This is a genomic window from Actinomadura scrupuli (assembly GCF_050971785.1).
In the GTDB taxonomy this organism is placed as follows: domain Bacteria; phylum Actinomycetota; class Actinomycetes; order Streptosporangiales; family Streptosporangiaceae; genus Actinomadura_E; species Actinomadura_E scrupuli.
The window spans coordinates 314,372-329,281 of the sequence record NZ_JBPCCU010000001.1 but is presented as its reverse complement, the minus strand read 5'-3'; the positions used below and the strand labels follow the sequence as shown (position 1 = coordinate 329,281).

General features: G+C 71.3%; 15 protein-coding genes. 10 read left to right on the top strand and 5 right to left on the bottom strand.

The window, feature by feature from the left end:
* Positions 1-217: 217 nt before the first annotated feature.
* Positions 218-1,618: a glycoside hydrolase family 15 protein gene (locus tag ACRYCC_RS01630; protein WP_433807887.1), complete on the top strand. Its 1,401-nt coding sequence runs from the start codon at positions 218-220 to the stop codon at positions 1,616-1,618.
* Positions 1,619-1,781: 163 nt separating this feature from the next.
* Here ACRYCC_RS01630 and pcrA read toward each other — a convergent pair whose 3' ends face one another.
* Complete coding sequence (gene pcrA / locus ACRYCC_RS01625) at positions 1,782-4,097, bottom strand: DNA helicase PcrA (RefSeq protein WP_433807885.1); 2,316 nt, start codon at positions 4,095-4,097, stop codon at positions 1,782-1,784.
* A 184-nt stretch (positions 4,098-4,281) separates the two neighbouring features.
* Between pcrA and ACRYCC_RS01620 the strand changes: the two genes are divergently transcribed.
* The 4 genes from ACRYCC_RS01620 (at position 4,282) to ACRYCC_RS01605 (ending at position 7,063) form a co-directional block, all read left to right on the top strand.
* The gene (locus ACRYCC_RS01620) at positions 4,282-5,001 is read left to right on the top strand and encodes a PIG-L deacetylase family protein (protein WP_433809892.1); all 720 of its coding nucleotides are present in this window, start codon (positions 4,282-4,284) and stop codon (positions 4,999-5,001) included.
* Between the two features lie 74 nt (positions 5,002-5,075).
* The gene (locus tag ACRYCC_RS01615) at positions 5,076-5,525 is read left to right on the top strand and encodes an SRPBCC family protein (RefSeq protein ID WP_433807883.1); all 450 of its coding nucleotides are present in this window, start codon (positions 5,076-5,078) and stop codon (positions 5,523-5,525) included.
* A gap of 188 nt (positions 5,526-5,713) precedes the next feature.
* Positions 5,714-6,673, top strand: a complete 960-nt coding sequence (locus ACRYCC_RS01610; RefSeq protein WP_433807881.1) for a serine hydrolase — start codon at positions 5,714-5,716, stop codon at positions 6,671-6,673.
* A gap of 15 nt (positions 6,674-6,688) precedes the next feature.
* Positions 6,689-7,063 (top strand): DUF4190 domain-containing protein, encoded by a 375-nt coding sequence (locus ACRYCC_RS01605; RefSeq protein ID WP_433807879.1) that lies wholly within the window; start codon positions 6,689-6,691, stop codon positions 7,061-7,063.
* 26 nt (positions 7,064-7,089) lie between these two features.
* Here ACRYCC_RS01605 and ACRYCC_RS01600 read toward each other — a convergent pair whose 3' ends face one another.
* Positions 7,090-7,719: a LuxR C-terminal-related transcriptional regulator gene (locus ACRYCC_RS01600; RefSeq protein WP_433807877.1), complete on the bottom strand. Its 630-nt coding sequence runs from the start codon at positions 7,717-7,719 to the stop codon at positions 7,090-7,092.
* A 79-nt stretch (positions 7,720-7,798) separates the two neighbouring features.
* Positions 7,799-8,965 carry a PspC domain-containing protein gene (locus tag ACRYCC_RS01595; protein WP_433807875.1) on the bottom strand — a complete coding sequence of 389 codons (1,167 nt, stop codon included), beginning with the start codon at positions 8,963-8,965 and terminating at the stop codon, positions 7,799-7,801.
* A gap of 129 nt (positions 8,966-9,094) precedes the next feature.
* Between ACRYCC_RS01595 and ACRYCC_RS01590 the strand changes: the two genes are divergently transcribed.
* Positions 9,095-10,498, top strand: coding sequence for a PspC domain-containing protein (locus ACRYCC_RS01590; protein ID WP_433807873.1), 1,404 nt, complete (start codon positions 9,095-9,097; stop codon positions 10,496-10,498).
* Here the strand turns inward: ACRYCC_RS01590 and ACRYCC_RS01585 are convergent.
* Together ACRYCC_RS01585 and ACRYCC_RS01580 are read right to left on the bottom strand one after the other, a co-directional pair.
* Positions 10,485-11,114: an ATP-binding protein gene (locus ACRYCC_RS01585; RefSeq protein ID WP_433807871.1), complete on the bottom strand. Its 630-nt coding sequence runs from the start codon at positions 11,112-11,114 to the stop codon at positions 10,485-10,487. The genes ACRYCC_RS01590 and ACRYCC_RS01585 overlap by 14 nt on opposite strands.
* Positions 11,115-11,118: 4 nt before the next feature.
* Positions 11,119-11,391 (bottom strand): hypothetical protein, encoded by a 273-nt coding sequence (locus tag ACRYCC_RS01580; RefSeq protein ID WP_433807869.1) that lies wholly within the window; start codon positions 11,389-11,391, stop codon positions 11,119-11,121.
* 172 nt (positions 11,392-11,563) lie between these two features.
* On the opposite strand from ACRYCC_RS01580, the gene ACRYCC_RS01575 reads away from it, so the two are divergent.
* The 4 genes from ACRYCC_RS01575 to ACRYCC_RS01560 all read left to right on the top strand — a co-directional run bounded on the left by ACRYCC_RS01575 (position 11,564) and on the right by ACRYCC_RS01560 (position 14,814).
* Positions 11,564-12,442 (top strand): Scr1 family TA system antitoxin-like transcriptional regulator, encoded by an 879-nt coding sequence (locus tag ACRYCC_RS01575; RefSeq protein WP_433807867.1) that lies wholly within the window; start codon positions 11,564-11,566, stop codon positions 12,440-12,442.
* Positions 12,439-12,633 carry a DUF397 domain-containing protein gene (locus ACRYCC_RS01570; protein WP_433807865.1) on the top strand — a complete coding sequence of 65 codons (195 nt, stop codon included), beginning with the start codon at positions 12,439-12,441 and terminating at the stop codon, positions 12,631-12,633. The genes ACRYCC_RS01575 and ACRYCC_RS01570 overlap by 4 nt, the downstream gene beginning before the upstream one ends.
* Before the next feature lie 805 nt (positions 12,634-13,438).
* Positions 13,439-14,569: an inorganic phosphate transporter gene (locus ACRYCC_RS01565; RefSeq protein WP_433807863.1), complete on the top strand. Its 1,131-nt coding sequence runs from the start codon at positions 13,439-13,441 to the stop codon at positions 14,567-14,569.
* 11 nt (positions 14,570-14,580) lie between these two features.
* The gene (locus tag ACRYCC_RS01560; RefSeq protein WP_433807861.1) at positions 14,581-14,814 is read left to right on the top strand and encodes a hypothetical protein; all 234 of its coding nucleotides are present in this window, start codon (positions 14,581-14,583) and stop codon (positions 14,812-14,814) included.
* Positions 14,815-14,910: the final 96 nt, after the last annotated feature.

Sequence of the window (14,910 nt, the reverse complement as noted above, 5' to 3'; positions counted from 1 at the left end):
GGCTGTCCGCGTGGCCACTCAGCGGTCCGCTCCGACCAGGCAGCCTAGTCGGCTCCGCTCCGTGAGCACGCCGGTGGGTCGCCTTCCGGGTGACAGCCGGGTAAATCCAGGGGGCGCACGGGTAAATACCGGGTGACTGCGGGCCGTTTGACCACGTTTGATGTACTGCTCTCACAGTTGTTGATCAGGCATGTCGAGCAGGAAGAGGGAGCCGCCGGTGACCAGCCCCATGGCGAGCGCGGTACGGCGGGTGTCCGTACTGCTGATCGCCGCCTCACTGGTCGCCACCTGCGCGGCGCGGCTGCCCTCCGCGCCCCCCGACTGGGCGAGCCCCGGGCTCATCGGGGGAGGCGGCTGGCCGTACGCCAGCCAGGCGGTCGATCCCGAGACCGCCGAGGGCGCCTCCTACCTGCCGCGGAGCTCGGTGATCGGGCTGCGGGACGGCCGCGCGCTGCTGATCCCCTTCGGCTGGGACGAGGCGATCTCCGTGCCGCGTGACGATCCGCGGGTCGCGGCGGCCGTGCGCAACGACAGCACCTGGCTGGCGAGCGGCGAGGTTCCCGGGCGTACGGGTACGCAGCGTGACATGGCCTCGCGGGCCCTGCTCGACCTGCGTCTGCTGACCCGGCCCAACGGCGCCTCCACGGCCTCCTGGTACGGCGAGTGGAACTACGTCTGGCCCCGGGACGCGGCCTTCACCGCCGCCGCCTTCGACGTGACCGGGCATCCCACCGAGGCACGCCGGATCCTGCAGTTCCTCGCCCGCACCCAGAACCAGCGAGGGCTGTGGGCGGCCCGCTACAACGCCGACGCCACCGCCGTCAGTGACGGGCGGCAGGTCCAGCTGGACGGCCTGGGCTGGGCGCTGTGGGCGACCTGGCTGTCCCACCGCATGGACCCGCCCGGGATTCCCCAGCCCGCGGAGCTGTGGACGATGGTCCGGCGCGCCGCCAACCGGATGTCCCGCTCGCTGGGCGCCGACGGCCTGCCGCCGCGTTCCTCCGACTACTTCGAGCGCAGCCCGCGCACCGAGCAGGACCCGCGCCGTCCCACGCTGGGGGTGGTCGCCCCGATCCTCACCGGGCTGCGGGCCGCGACCTCGCTGGCCATCGACCGGGGCGCGAACGCCGAGGCGCAGCGCTGGCAGAGCGCCGCCCGCCGCCTGGCCGCGGCCGTCGACCGGAAGTTCAGGCCGTACGGCTACCCGCGCTCCCCGATCCGGAACGGCTACATGGACGCCGCGGTGACCTTCCTCGCCCCGCCCTTCGGCCCCTCCGACATCGCGGTGGACACCGCGGTGCTGACGGCCGAGAACCGGCTGGCCCTGCCGGGCGGCGGCGTCCTGCCCGGGGAGCGCTGGCAGGGCAACCGCACCCAGGCGTGGACGCCCGAGACCGCGATGTTCGCGCTGGCCGCGGCCGCCGGCGGCCGCACCGACGAGGCCACCGCACGGCTGGCCTGGCTGGCCGCGCACCGCACCACGCTGGGCGCGCTGCCGGAGAAGGTCGACGAGCACGGACGGCCCGCCTCGGTGGCCCCGCTGGGCTGGACGGCGGCGCTGGTGCTGCTCACCCTGCGGGCCCTGGACCACCCGCTGCCCGTCCCACCGGCCGGCTGACCCCGCGGTCCCCGCCGGACGAGGACCGGTCGCCCGTCAGGGTCGCCCTCGAGAGCCTGCCGTTCAGAGCCTGCCGTTCAGAGCTCGCCGTTCAGAGCCTGCCGGGTCGGCGCGAGCCGTCCAGAGCCTGCCGTCGAGCCTGCCGGGAGCTGAGCTCTGCCGCTCAGAGCTTCTCGACGGGGGCGTACCGCAGGACGAGGCGCTTGACGCCGTAGTCGCCGCCGAAGTCGATGCTGGCGGCGGCCTTCTCCCCCGCCCCGTCCACGGAGACGACGGTGCCGAGGCCGAAGGAGTCGTGGGTCACCTTGTCGCCCGCCGACAGCGCCGGGACGGCCCGGTTGCCCGGCGAACGCACGCCCGGCCGGGAGGCCATCGAGGCCATCGCCGGGCGGGACACGGTCGCGGCGTCCCGCTCCCAGACGATGAGCGAGCCGGGCACCTCGCCGAGGAACCGGGAGGCCGGGTTGACCTGCGGCGCGCCCCAGGAGCTGCGCATCGCGGCCCGTGAGACGTAGAGCCGCTGCCGGGCCCGGGTGATGCCGACATAGGCCAGCCGGCGCTCCTCCTCGAGCTCCTTGGGGTTGCTCATGGCACGCAGGTGCGGGAAGACGCCGTCCTCCATGCCGGTGAGGAACACCACGGGGAACTCCAGGCCCTTGGCGGTGTGCAGGGTCATCAGCGTGACGACTCCCTGCTCGGTCTCCGGGGCCCGCTCGCCCGGCGGCACCGGGGCGCCCTTGGTGCCGGGGATGGAGTCGGCGTCGGCGACCAGCGCCACCTGCTCCAGGAAGTCGACCAGCCGGCCGGCCGCGGACTCGCCGTCCAGACGCTCCTCGAACTCGCGGGCCACCGCCTCGAACTCGTGGAGGTTCTCGATGCGGGTCTCGTCCTGGGGGTCCCGGGAGGCCTGCAGCTCGGCCAGGTAGCCGCTCTTGCCCAGGATCGCCTCGATGAGCTCGGCCGGGGTGAGCGACTCCGCCGAGGCGCGCAGCTCGTCCAGCAGCGCCACGAACTCCCGGACCGCGTTGATCGACCGGGTGGCCATGCCCGGCACGTCCTCGGGCAGCCGCAGGGCCTGCCAGAACGACATCCGCTCGCGGGAGGCGTACGCCTCGACGCACGCCTCGGCGCGGTCGCCGATGCCGCGCTTGGGGACGTTGAGGACCCGGCGCAGCGACACGGTGTCCTCGGGGTTGGCGAGCACCCGGAGGTAGGCCAGCAGGTCGCGGATCTCCTTACGCTCGTAGAAGCGCACGCCGCCGACGACCTTGTAGGGCAGGCCGACCCGGATGAAGACCTCTTCGAAGACCCGGGACTGGGCGTTGGTCCGGTAGAAGATCGCCACCTGACCGGGGGTGAAGTCTCCCGTGTCGGTGAGCCGGTCGACCTCCTGGGCGACGAAGGCCGCCTCGTCGTGCTCGTTGTCGGCGACGTACCCGGTGATCTTCTCGCCCTCGCCCTGGTCGGACCAGAGCCGCTTCGGCTTTCGGTCCGCGTTGCGCTCGATGACCGCGTTGGCCGCCGACAGGATCGTCTGCGTGGAGCGGTAGTTCTGCTCCAGCAGGATCGTGGTGGCCTGCGGGTAGTCGCGCTCGAACTCCAGGATGTTGCGGATGGTCGCGCCGCGGAAGGCGTAGATCGACTGGTCGGCGTCACCGACCACGCACAGCTCGGCCGCGCCGAGGTCCTGCCCGTGAGAGTGCTCCGGGCCGGCCGGCTCCCCGGCACCCCAGGGCTCGGTGGAGATGGGGGCGGTCAGCTCGCGGACGAGCTGGTACTGGGCGTGGTTGGTGTCCTGGTACTCGTCGACCAGCACGTGCCGGAACCGCCGCCGGTAGTGCTCGGCGGCCTCCGGGAAGGCCTGTAGCAGGTTGACCGTGGTCATGATCAGGTCGTCGAAGTCCATCGCGCCGGCCTGCTGCAGCCGGGCCTGGTACATCTCGTAGGCCTCGGCGAGCGTCTGCTCCATGTGCGTCAGCGACCCGCGGCTCTTGAACGTCTCGTAGTCGATGAGCTCGTTCTTGAGGTTGCTGACCTGCGCGGAGAAGGACTTGGGCGGATAGCGCTTGGGGTCGAGGTCGAGCTCCCGGCACACCAGCGCCATCAGCCGCTGGGAGTCGGACTGGTCGTAGATCGAGAAGCTGGACGGGAAGCCCATCCGCTTGGCCTCGCGGCGCAGGATCCGCACGCAGGCCGAGTGGAACGTCATCACCCACATGGCCCTGGCGCGGGGCCCGATGAGGGCGTCGACCCGCTCCTTCATCTCCCCGGCCGCCTTGTTGGTGAAGGTGATGGCCAGGACCTGGCCGGGGTGCACGTCCCGCTCGCTCAGCAGATAGGCGATCCGGTGGGTCAGGACGCGCGTCTTCCCCGAGCCCGCGCCCGCCACGATGAGCAGCGGCCCGCCCTGGTGGACGACGGCGGCCCGCTGCTGCGGGTTGAGGCCCTCGAGGAGGGGATGAGAGGTTTCTGTGGACATCACAGGCGAGTCTACGGGCGGGGGCCGACGCTTTCGCTGACTACCGGCCGTTCCCGTCCTCGCCGGGCCCGGCCCGCCTCGCACGGACCCCCGATCCGGGACACGCCGGGCGAACGGAAGGAAGTGGGGAGCCCGGGCGTTGGCACGGACGGCTCCGACGAAAGAGGATGGTCCCGTGCCGAATGTGGTGGACGACAGTGAGATCAGCCGTGTGCTGGCGGTGATGGCGCATCCCGACGACATCGACTTCAGCGCGGCCGGCACGATCGCCGGGTGGACCGGCCGGGGCATCGAGGTCACCTACCTGATGGTCACCGACGGTGACGCCGGCGGTTTCGACCCCGCGGTGCCGCGGGCGGACATCGCCGGGATCCGGCAGGCCGAACAGCGGGCCGCGGCCAAGTGCGCCGGGGTCGAGGACGTACGGTTCCTCGGCTATCCCGACGGCAGGGTGGAGGCCACCCTGGGCCTGCGCCGCGACCTGGCGCGAGTGATCCGGCAGACCCGGCCGGACCGCGTGATCATCCCCAGCCCGGAGCGCAACTACCAGCGGATCCACGCCGGCCACCCGGACCACCGGGCCGTCGGAGCCGCCGCGCTGGACGCGGTCTATCCCGACGCCCGCAACCCCTTCACGTTCACCGAGCTGCTCCTGGAGGAGCACCTGGAGGCGTGGACGGTCCGCGAGGTGTGGATCAGCGGCGGGCCCACCCCCGACCACTACGTGGACGTCACCGCGACCTTCGACCGCAAGGTCGCGGCGTTGCGGGCGCACGTCAGCCAGACCGCCCACATGGACGGCCTGGAGGACATGCTGCGGGCCTGGCTGGGCGCCGGAGCGCGGGCGGCCGGGCTCCCCGAGGGCACGCTGGCGGAGGCGTTCCAGGTGGTTCCCACCGGGTAGGGCCGAAGCGCGGCTTGCCGGAGAACCGAATGCTGTTCTAGCGTGCGGGGTCTCAACGGCCCCAGGAGCCCCGTATGCCGTACAGCATCGAGATCAACGCCACCTCGGCCGCACCGCCCGAGGTGCTGTTCGAACATCTGGCCGTCGCGGAGGCATGGGGCGTGTGGGCCCGCTTCCCGGTCAAGCCGGTCCGGGAGCGCGCGGGCGACCCCGTCCCCGACGGCGAGGGGGCGATCCGCCGGATCTGGCCGGCCCGCGAGCAGGTGGTGGCCTACGACCCGCCCGGGCACTACTCCTACATCGCGCTGTCCGGCCTGCCGATCAAGGACTACCGGGCCGACGTCACCTTCACCGCGCGGCCGGACGGCGGCACCGCCCTGCGCTGGCAGGGCCGGTTCGAGCCCAGGATCCCCGGCACCGGCCCGCTGTTCCGGCTGTTCCTGACCCGGATGCTGGGCGGTTTCGCCCGGGGCGTGGCCGAGCACTGCGAACGCTGCGAGCCGGGCTGCCCCGCCCACCGCTGAGCCCCGGGCCGGTGCGCCGCTGACGCGTGCGACGGCGTACGAGACACGTGGCCACGGCGCCCGAACGGCGCACGACACGTAAGGCGCGGGCCAAGAATCCGCCCACGGTCGGTAAGGCGCCGCCGATACCGGTCCAGCGGCCGGTGGATTCCGCACTACGTTCGCCGCAGTCATCGATCGGGGGAAAGATGCGGCACGTCAGTGCGATCGGCCTTGCGCTGCTCCTGACGGTCACCGGCTGCCGGGCGGGCCAGGAGAGCTCCGCGGCCGAGGATCGGGAGATCGACCAGGTGGTGTCGGCCATCGAGGCCCAGCGCGACCACCGCACGCTCAGCCGGGCCCGGGCGCACCGGGCCACCCTGAGACGGCTCAACGCGTTCCACCGGTCCATGGCGGCCTATCTGGCCACCCGGCCGGGCCGGGCCTCCGTGCTGGTGGAGGACCTGCGGACCGGGGCCACGTTCGGCTACGACCCGCACAGCCGCTACATCACCGCCAGCGTCATGAAGGTGAACATCCTGACCGGCCTGCTGCTCCAGCGGCAGGACGCGCGCCAGGGCCTGAGCGAGGCGGAGCGGGTGCTGGCCGCGAAGATGATCCGCTACAGCGACAACAAGGCCGCCAACGCGCTGTACCGCGCGGCCGGCGGCGCCCTGGGGATCGGCCTGGTCGACCAGCGGCTCGGGCTGCCGCACACCGTCCCCCATCCCGAGTCGTGGGGCGCCACCTCCACCTGCCCGGCCGACCAGGTGCGGCTGCTGCACGCGCTGACCGATCCGGGCAGCCCGCTCGGCGCCCCCGAACGGCGCTACGTGCTGGGGCTGATGAGCTCCGTCACACCCGGCCAGCGGTGGGGCGTCAGCGCCGCCGCCCTCCCCGGCGACCACGTCGCGACCAAGAACGGCTGGGTCCCGACGCACCGGCGGGGCGTCGGCTGGGCGGTCAACAGCGTCGGCCGGATCACCGGGCACGGCCACGACTTCCTGGTCGCGGTCTTCACCGCGGGCGATCCCCACATGCGGTCCGGCGTCGAGACGGCCGAGCACGTCGCCACGCTCGCGGTGGCCGCGCTGCGCGGGCGGGGCCCCGTCCCGGCGAATCCGGGACGGGCGCCTCATGTACAGGGGACACTCGTTCTGCGACCGTGAGACCTACTCACAGGGGTGCGTGGAGCAGGGGAGAGCGGCGAGATGTACGACCCGTACAACCAGGGCGGCTACCCGCCCGCCAACTACTACGGTCCCCCCGGCGGGCCGGTCTACCAGGCCAGGACCAACGGCCTCGCGATCACGGCGATGATCATGGGCATTCTCGGCTTCCTGACCTGCGGGGTCACCTCGGTGCTCGCCATCATCTTCGGCCACATCGCCAGCGGCCAGATCAAGCGGACCGGTGAGAACGGCCAGGGCATGGCACTGACCGGCATCATCCTCGGCTGGATCCTGACCGGCGTGTGGATCCTCTACTGGGTGCTGGTGCTGGCCGGTGCCGTCGTCGGGGTCGGCACCAGCCTCGGCGAGAGCAGCAACGGCTACTGATCCGGCGAGCCCGTCGCAAGAGCCGATCAGACCAGCCGGCGGGCGGCGGCCCAGCGGGACAGCTCGTGGCGGTTGGAGAGCTGGAGCTTGCGCAGCACCGACGACACATGGGTCTCCACCGTCTTCACCGAGATGAAGAGCTCCTTGGCGATCTCCTTGTACGCGTACCCCCGGGCGATCAGCCGCAGCACCTCGCGTTCCCGCTGGGTGAGCTGGTCCAGCTCGGGATCGGCCGCGGGCGCGTCGGTGGCGGAGAAGGCGTCGAGCACGAACCCGGCCAGGCGGGGTGAGAAGACCGCATCCCCCTCCGCCACCCGCCCGATCGCGCTCGTCAGCTCCGGGCCCGAGATCGTCTTGGTCACGTAGCCCCGCGCCCCGCCGCGGACCACTCCGATGACGTCCTCGGCCGCGTCCGACACCGACAGCGCCAGGAACCGCGAGCGGACCGAGCCCTGCAGCCTGCGCAGGACCTCGATGCCGCCGCCGCCGGGCAGGTGCACGTCCAGCAGCACCACCTCCGGCGCCACCTCCGTGATCACCGCCACGGCCTCGTCGACGTCCCCCGCCTCCCCGACCACCTCGATGGACGGGCCGAGTTCGGCCTTGACGCCCGTGCGGAACATCTGGTGGTCGTCGACCAGCACCACGCGGGTCATTCGCCCGCTCCGGCAGTCACGTGCACGTTCAGGGGCATTCGCTGGCTCCTCGGTCCGGTCACCGCACGCATGGTCACGGTCATTTCTTGATCTCCAAGCGCACTTCGGTGCCTTCTCCCGGGGCCGTGCGCACGGTGGCGGTTCCGCCGTTGCGCTCCATACGGCCGATGATGGACCCTCGTACGCCCATCCGGTCCAGCGGCATGGCCTCCAGGTCGAAGCCCTTGCCGCGGTCCCGTACGAAGATCACGATTTCGTCCCCCTCGACCTCGGCGTAGACCGACACCGAGGTGGCCTCGGCGTACTTGGCCGCGTTGACCATGGCCTCCCTGGCCGCCTGCAGGACCGCGGCCAGCCGTTCGTCCAGCGGGCAGTCGCCCACGCACACCACCTCGATGGGCACCCCGTGGGTGTCCTCGACCTCACCGACGATCTTCTGTACGGCGGCGGCGAACGTCTCGTCGGGGTCGGCGCGCGGCGTGTACAGCCAGGTCCGCAGCTCCCGCTCCTGTGAGCGGGCCAGCCGCTGGACCTCGCGCGGGTCGACGGAGTTGCGCTGGATCAGGGTCAGCGTGTGCAGCACCGAGTCGTGGATGTGCGCCGCGAGCTCCGCGCGCTCCTGCGACCGGATCCGCTCGTGCCGCTCGGCGTCGAGGTCCCGCCAGAGCCGCATCAGCCACGGAGTGGTGATCACCGCCACCCCGGACAGGATGATCGCGGTGGCCATGAGCACCTGGCCGGCCTGGTCGGGCTGGACGCTCTGGGCGAGGAACGTGCCGATGCCGCCGATGACCAGCAGCGCGCCCAGCAGGCTGCGCAGCCACATCCGCTTCAGCGGCATCGTCCGGACCCAGCGCTGCCGCTGCTCCCGGTCGGCCTGCTGATAGAGGATCGCCGCGCCGATACCGGCGATCACGACCGGCCACAGGGCCAGGTGCACGATCCCGGAGCCCCAGGTGACGAAGGACGCGCCGACCATCAGCGCGGCGTACGCCGCCACCTGCGTCCAGTCCCGGCGCCCGGCCGGCTCCTCCCGCGCCGGGACCAGCACCCAGAAGGCCAGGTAGGCCGCGATCCCGGTGCCACCCGCGACGAACAGCAGCACGAACGCGAGCCGCACGACCACCACTTCGAGACCGAGGTGATCGGCCAGGCCACGGCAGACCCCGGCGACCAGCCGGCCGGAGGCCCGGCGGTCCAGCCTGGCCTGGGGCGGCTGGTCCTCGATGGTGGTGGGAGTCGTCACCCGACAAGACTGACACGACCGACGAAATGCGGCATCCGGGCGATACCCCGGTCTTCACCCTGAATTCTCAGGGTCGGCTCAGGGGTCTCCCGGATACCCCCGGCGCGGCCGGACCGCCACGATATGACCATGACCGAGGAGAGCAAGGACCGTCCCGCACCCGCCACGCGGCTGCCACGCTCCCACGACCGCCGTGTCCTCGCGGGGGTCTGCGTGGGGCTGGGCCGCCACACCCAGGTCGACCCGGTGGTGTTCCGGGTCGGCTTCGCCCTGCTGGTGCTGGCCGACGGCTGGGGAGTCCTGCTCTACATCATCGCCGCGCTGCTGATGCCCGCGGACGAGTTCCGGGCCTCCCCGATCGAACAGCTGGTCAAGCGCCGGTTCGACGCCGACTCGGTGCTCGCGATCCTCACCGCGCTGCTGGGCGTGGCGGTGCTGCTGAGCCTGCCGGGCAGCGGCCTGGACGGGCCGTTGACCCTGGTCACCCTGTTCGCGCTGGTCCTGCTGGTCGCGCACGGCCGCGGAGTCGATCTGGTCGGGCTGGCGCGCACGCTGCCCGAGCGCATCCAGGGCAGACCCGCCGAGCCGGAGGAGTCCGCGTCGGCCATGTACGGGCCCGCCGCGGCCGGCGGCGTCCACATGTACAAGTCCCCGACGGCCCCGATCCAGCCAGAGATGATCGACTTGGCCACCCTGCACACCCGGCCCCGGACGGCGGCCACCGGCACCTACGACCTGGCCGACGCACCGGTACGCTCCCAGCCCGCCCCGCCCGCGCCCGGCACGCCGGCGGACCCCGCCGACCCTGCGGACCCCTCCGACCCGTCCGACCCCTTCGACCCCTTCGACCCCGCGGACCCTCTGGCCCCTTCGGTGCCGGCGGCGCCCGCCGCGCCCGCCGTACCCGCGGCACCCCGGCAGCGGTCGGTGCTGGCGCCGCTGACGTTGCTCGTCGCGTTGCTGGTCGCGGCCGTGATGGCCCCGATCGCCTCGGCGTACCCGCAGAACTCCCAGCTCCCGATCGTGCTGGGATCCGGCCTGGCGGTGATCGCCGCCGGCCTGATCGCCGGATCCCGGTACGGCCGGCCGCGCGGGCTCGTCGCGGCGGGGACCCTGCTCTCGCTGGCCCTGGTGACCACCTCGGTGGCGGCGGCGGTGCCCAGCGGCGGCCGGTTCGGAGACGTCACCTGGCGGCCGGTCGACGCCGGCAAGAGCGAGCAGACCTACAAGATCATCGCTGGTCAGGGCGCACTCGACCTCACCGCGCTGCCGCTGCGGCCCGGCCAGCGGATCAAGGTCCAGGCCGAACTCGGCCTCGGCGGGATGCGGGTGCGGCTGCCCCGGACCGCGCGGGTGGAACTGCGTGCCAGGGCCGGGCTCGGCGACGTGACCGTGGACGGCCGGATCACCGGCGGCCCGCGGGCCAAGGTGGACGAGATCCTGCAGCCCGAGGGTGATCCGGTCACCGATCCCCCGACCATCGAGCTCTCCTTCAACGGCAGGGTCGGCGATCTGGAGGTCACCCGTGCGTAAGCATCGATTCGACCCGGGCGCGCTGGTCGCCGGGCTGTTCTTCCTGGCCATTGCCGTGATCTTCCTGGCCGGGGGCTTCTCGGAGACCTCGATCCTCCCGGTCTACGGTCTCGCTCCCGCGGTGGTCGTCGGCCTCGGCGTGGTCGGCCTGGTCCGGGCCCTCACCCGCTCCCGCCGCCGCGAGCCATAGCGCGCGAAGACAGCCGTCCTCTCCAGACGGTGCGGCGAACTCCACCCAGACCTCGCCACGACCGTCGAGCCGGGCGTCCGAGCCCCAGCGACACGACAGTTCCTCGACCAGCCGCAGCCCCCGGCCACCTTCGCCGAGGAGGTCGGTACGGACCTGCAGCTTGGTCCGGGCACCCCCGTCATCGATCACAGCGATCCGTACGACTCCGTCACCGGCCTCGATCACGGCGGTGACCTGGCCACCGCGGCCCGAGGCGGTGTGCGCGACGGCATTGGCGACCAGTTCGTCCACGCACAACTCGAGGTCTGCCAGCGTCTCGGGATCGAGCCGGAGACCGATGGCCGTCAGCCGCCGGCCCACAAGACGCCTGAGGTCCCGGGCCACCGCGGGGTGCCCCGCCATCACGATCGTCGCGAGCAGGTCCACGGCGTCACACAGCCCGGCGCTGCGCGACGGTCCCGGCGATCTCCCGGGCGGCCAGATCGGGCCGTACGGCGGGCACCTCGCCGTGCGTGCTCCAGATGATCAGCCAGCGCCGGTCCTGCTGGGCGGCCAGCACCGGAAGCCGGAAACCGTCCGGGCACCGGACCAGGAGCACCGCCTCACCGTCGGCGGGCAAGGTGACCGCCGAGCCGATCGCGAGGCATCTCAGCTCCCATCCGAGCCTGACCAGAACGGCGAATCGCGCCTCACTCGATGTCATCGGTCAACTCCCCTCCGTGGTGGTCGACCGCCAGCATGGAACGCCTGCTCAGCGGCCACAACCGCCTTGCCCGACAAGGGGAGGCGCGGACCCCGGGAGGCGCGGAAAGCGGGAAATCCCCATCTTGAAACTCTCGCCGAAAAGCCGTAGCCGACTGCTCACAATGAGTTGTATGGCGAAGAACCCCCCGACCATCCGGATGCGTCGACTCGGCTCCCAGCTGCGAAAGATCCGCGAGGAACGCGGTCTCACTCTCGACGAGGCGGCAGACCTTCTCAAGCTCTCCAAATCCGCCCTCAGCCGGATGGAGACCGCCCAGGTCATCACCCGCCGGCACGAGGTGGACTATCTCCTGTTCCGGTACCGGGTGGCCGACAACGGCCTTCGCGAGTCTCTCCTCGGGCTTGCCGCCGCAGGCCGCTCCAAAGATTGGATCAAGCGCCACGGAGCATTGTCGCCTGGTCCCGTGATCGGGGACTTCGTCCGGCTTGAGCAGGATTCTTCGCTGATCAGAGTCTTCCAACCGACCGGCATTCCCGGCCTACTGCAGACGGCAGATTACGCACGCGCGGTCATACAGTCAGCGCCACTCGATCCGGCCAGGCACGTGGAGCGCTCCGTCGCCTTTCGCATGGCCAGGCAAGAGGTCCTCAAGCAACCCAATCCGGTCAGACTGGAGACGGTGATCGGCGAAACCTCACTACGGCAGCGCCTGGGTGACACTGCAGTTCTACGCACGCAACTCCGCAGCCTGCTGGAGTCCTCACGGCGTGGCAACACCACTGTGCAAGTCCTGCCGCATGAGGCGACGAGAAATCCTGGCTTCGACGGGCCGTTCACTCTCTTGGAGGTAGAGAACGGCGACTTCACCGTTGTGGTCATCGATAGCCTGACTCGTAGCATCTATGTAGAAGACGACGATGAGGTCACGCGCTACAGGTTGGTCTTCGAGGACTTGCGCAAGGTAGCCCTCACCGAGGCCGACTCGCGGACTCTGATCGAGCAGGTAATCCAGGACCTACCAGATTCTCCCGGCAGAGGAGCAGGATGATCGCCTGGCGCAAGAGCAGCCGCAGCGGAACCAACGATGACTCCGCATGCGTCGAGGTTGCGGCGCCGTGCGGGTGTGGTGACCGGGTGGTCGGGGTGAGGGACTCCAAGGACCCGGACGGACCCAAGCTCTGGCTTCCCACCACGGCCTGGGCCGCCTTCGTGGCCGACATCAAATCCGGCTCACTCTGACCCTGCCGAGACCTTCGCGGGCACAGGACATACCAGCGGCCCCCAGCCCGTGCGGCGCCGCCCAGTGGCCCAAAAACCCCCAAGTGCTCGGCAAAGCGGACATGCGTCTGTCCCCAGAGCAGGCGGCGGGATGCTGTCTCCCAGCGCATTTGCCCTGACCACCTCCGCGCGGCCGAGCGCATTTGCCCTGACCACCTCCGCGCGGCCGGCGGCAGCGCGAGCGGCGCGCATGAAATGCGCCTGGCATCCCAGGGACCCGGCAAGGTCGCGCGCCCGGTTCAGTAACTCGGGTGCACCCACCTGCGGCACGCCAGGCTTGGCACTGTCGGCGCAACCACGTGATCATGCAATTCGACGATTGACGGCATGATCACGCACGGGAGCGAAGACCCCAGAAACCAGTCGGCCGCGTACGGGTGGTCACGGCAAATAAAACCTGCACCACCATCCCCCCGGACACGGCCCCCGGCCCGACAACCGCAGGCCCGGGCGGGTTGCGGGAAGCGCCTGGAGCTTCTCGAGCCGTTCGGCTCGCTCGGCCCACTCGAACTACCGAAGCGACGCCCCTGAGACCATGCCCTGGGGTTGTGCACGGCCGGATCACCGGCGACCCCTGGGCGGGTCGTCCCGCGGACCGAGGGCGATGTGGCCGCCGATCCCGCCACCTCCGTTGCCGCAGACCGGCGGAGTTATGTCCTAGTTCGTCATCTCTGTGAGGTTTGCCGAGAGTTCATTTACGCCTCATCTTGATGGCCGCGTTTCCGGGCAGGTCCGCCAGAGCAGGCGGAGATGCCCGGGAGGATGGATGGACCACATCTCACTGCTCGTCGTGGTGGTGATCATCACCGCACTGGCCTTCGACTTCACCAACGGCTTCCATGACACCGCCAACGCCATGGCCACGTCCATCGCCACCGGAGCACTGCGGCCCAAGGTCGCGGTGGCCGTCTCCGGGGTGCTCAACCTGGTGGGCGCGTTCCTCTCCGTGGAGGTCGCCAAGACGATCTCCGGTGGCATCGTCGACGAGAAGCTCGTGACGCCCGCCATGGTGTTCGCCGGGCTGGTGGGCGCCATCCTGTGGAACCTGCTCACCTGGCTGCTCGGCCTGCCCTCCAGCTCCTCGCACGCCCTGTTCGGCGGGCTCATCGGTGCCGTGGTCGTCGGCGCCGGCCTGCACGGGGTGCACTTCGACACGGTCGTGGAGAAGATCCTGATCCCCGCCGTCGCCTCACCGCTCATCGCCGGGTTCGTCGCCATGACCGCCACGTACCTGGCGTACGTCATCACCGGCCGGGCCCACGAGAAGACGGTGGGCAGAGGGTTCCGACTCGGGCAGATCGCCTCCGCCTCGCTGGTCTCGCTCGCGCACGGCACCAACGACGCCCAGAAGACCATGGGTGTGATCACGCTGACCCTGATCTCGGCCGGTGCGCTCTCCGCCGGTGCGAGCCCGCCGCTCTGGGTCATCGCGGCGGCGGGAACGGCCATCGCCCTAGGCACCTACCTGGGTGGCTGGCGCATCATCCGTACGCTCGGCAAGGGGCTGACCGACATCGAGTCCCCGCAGGGCTTCGCCGCCGAGGCCGGCGCCACCGCGGTGATCCTCACCTCCTCGCACCTCGGGTTCGCGCTCTCCACCACCCAGGTCTGCTCGGGCTCCATCCTCGGGGCCGGGCTGGGCCGCAGGCTGGCCGAGGTCCGCTGGAGCGTGGCCGCCCGGATGGCGGTGGCCTGGCTGCTCACCCTGCCCGCCGCCGCGGCCGTGGGCGGAGTCGCCGCCGCGGTCGCCACCACCGGCACCCTCGGTGTGATCGTCGCCGGGCTGGCCGCACTGGCCGTGGCCGCGGCGATCTACGTCATCTCCCGCCGTGACCCGGTGCACGCGCGCAACGTCAACGAGGCGCCCGTACGGCGCCGGGAAGCCGTATCGGTCTGAGGAGTCCGGCCATGACCATCAAATGGGATTCGCTCGGCGAGGTCTTCGTCGTCAGCCTCGGCGCCACCGTCACCGTCGTCGTGATCTTCGCCCTCGGCATCATGGCGTTCTCCGCGCGCCAGACGGCGCAGGAGCGGGGCCGGTCCACCGGCCTCGCGACCACGGCGGCCGCCCTGTGCTTCGCCTGCTGCGCGGCGATCGCCGTGTACGGCGTCTATCTGATCGTTCCGCAGTTCCCCAAATGATGGGCGGCGACGGGACGGGCCTGCCCGCCGTGGGATTGGCGGACGCGAACCCGGGGATGGACGGCCACGGCACGCCGTATCCCGTGGACGGAGACC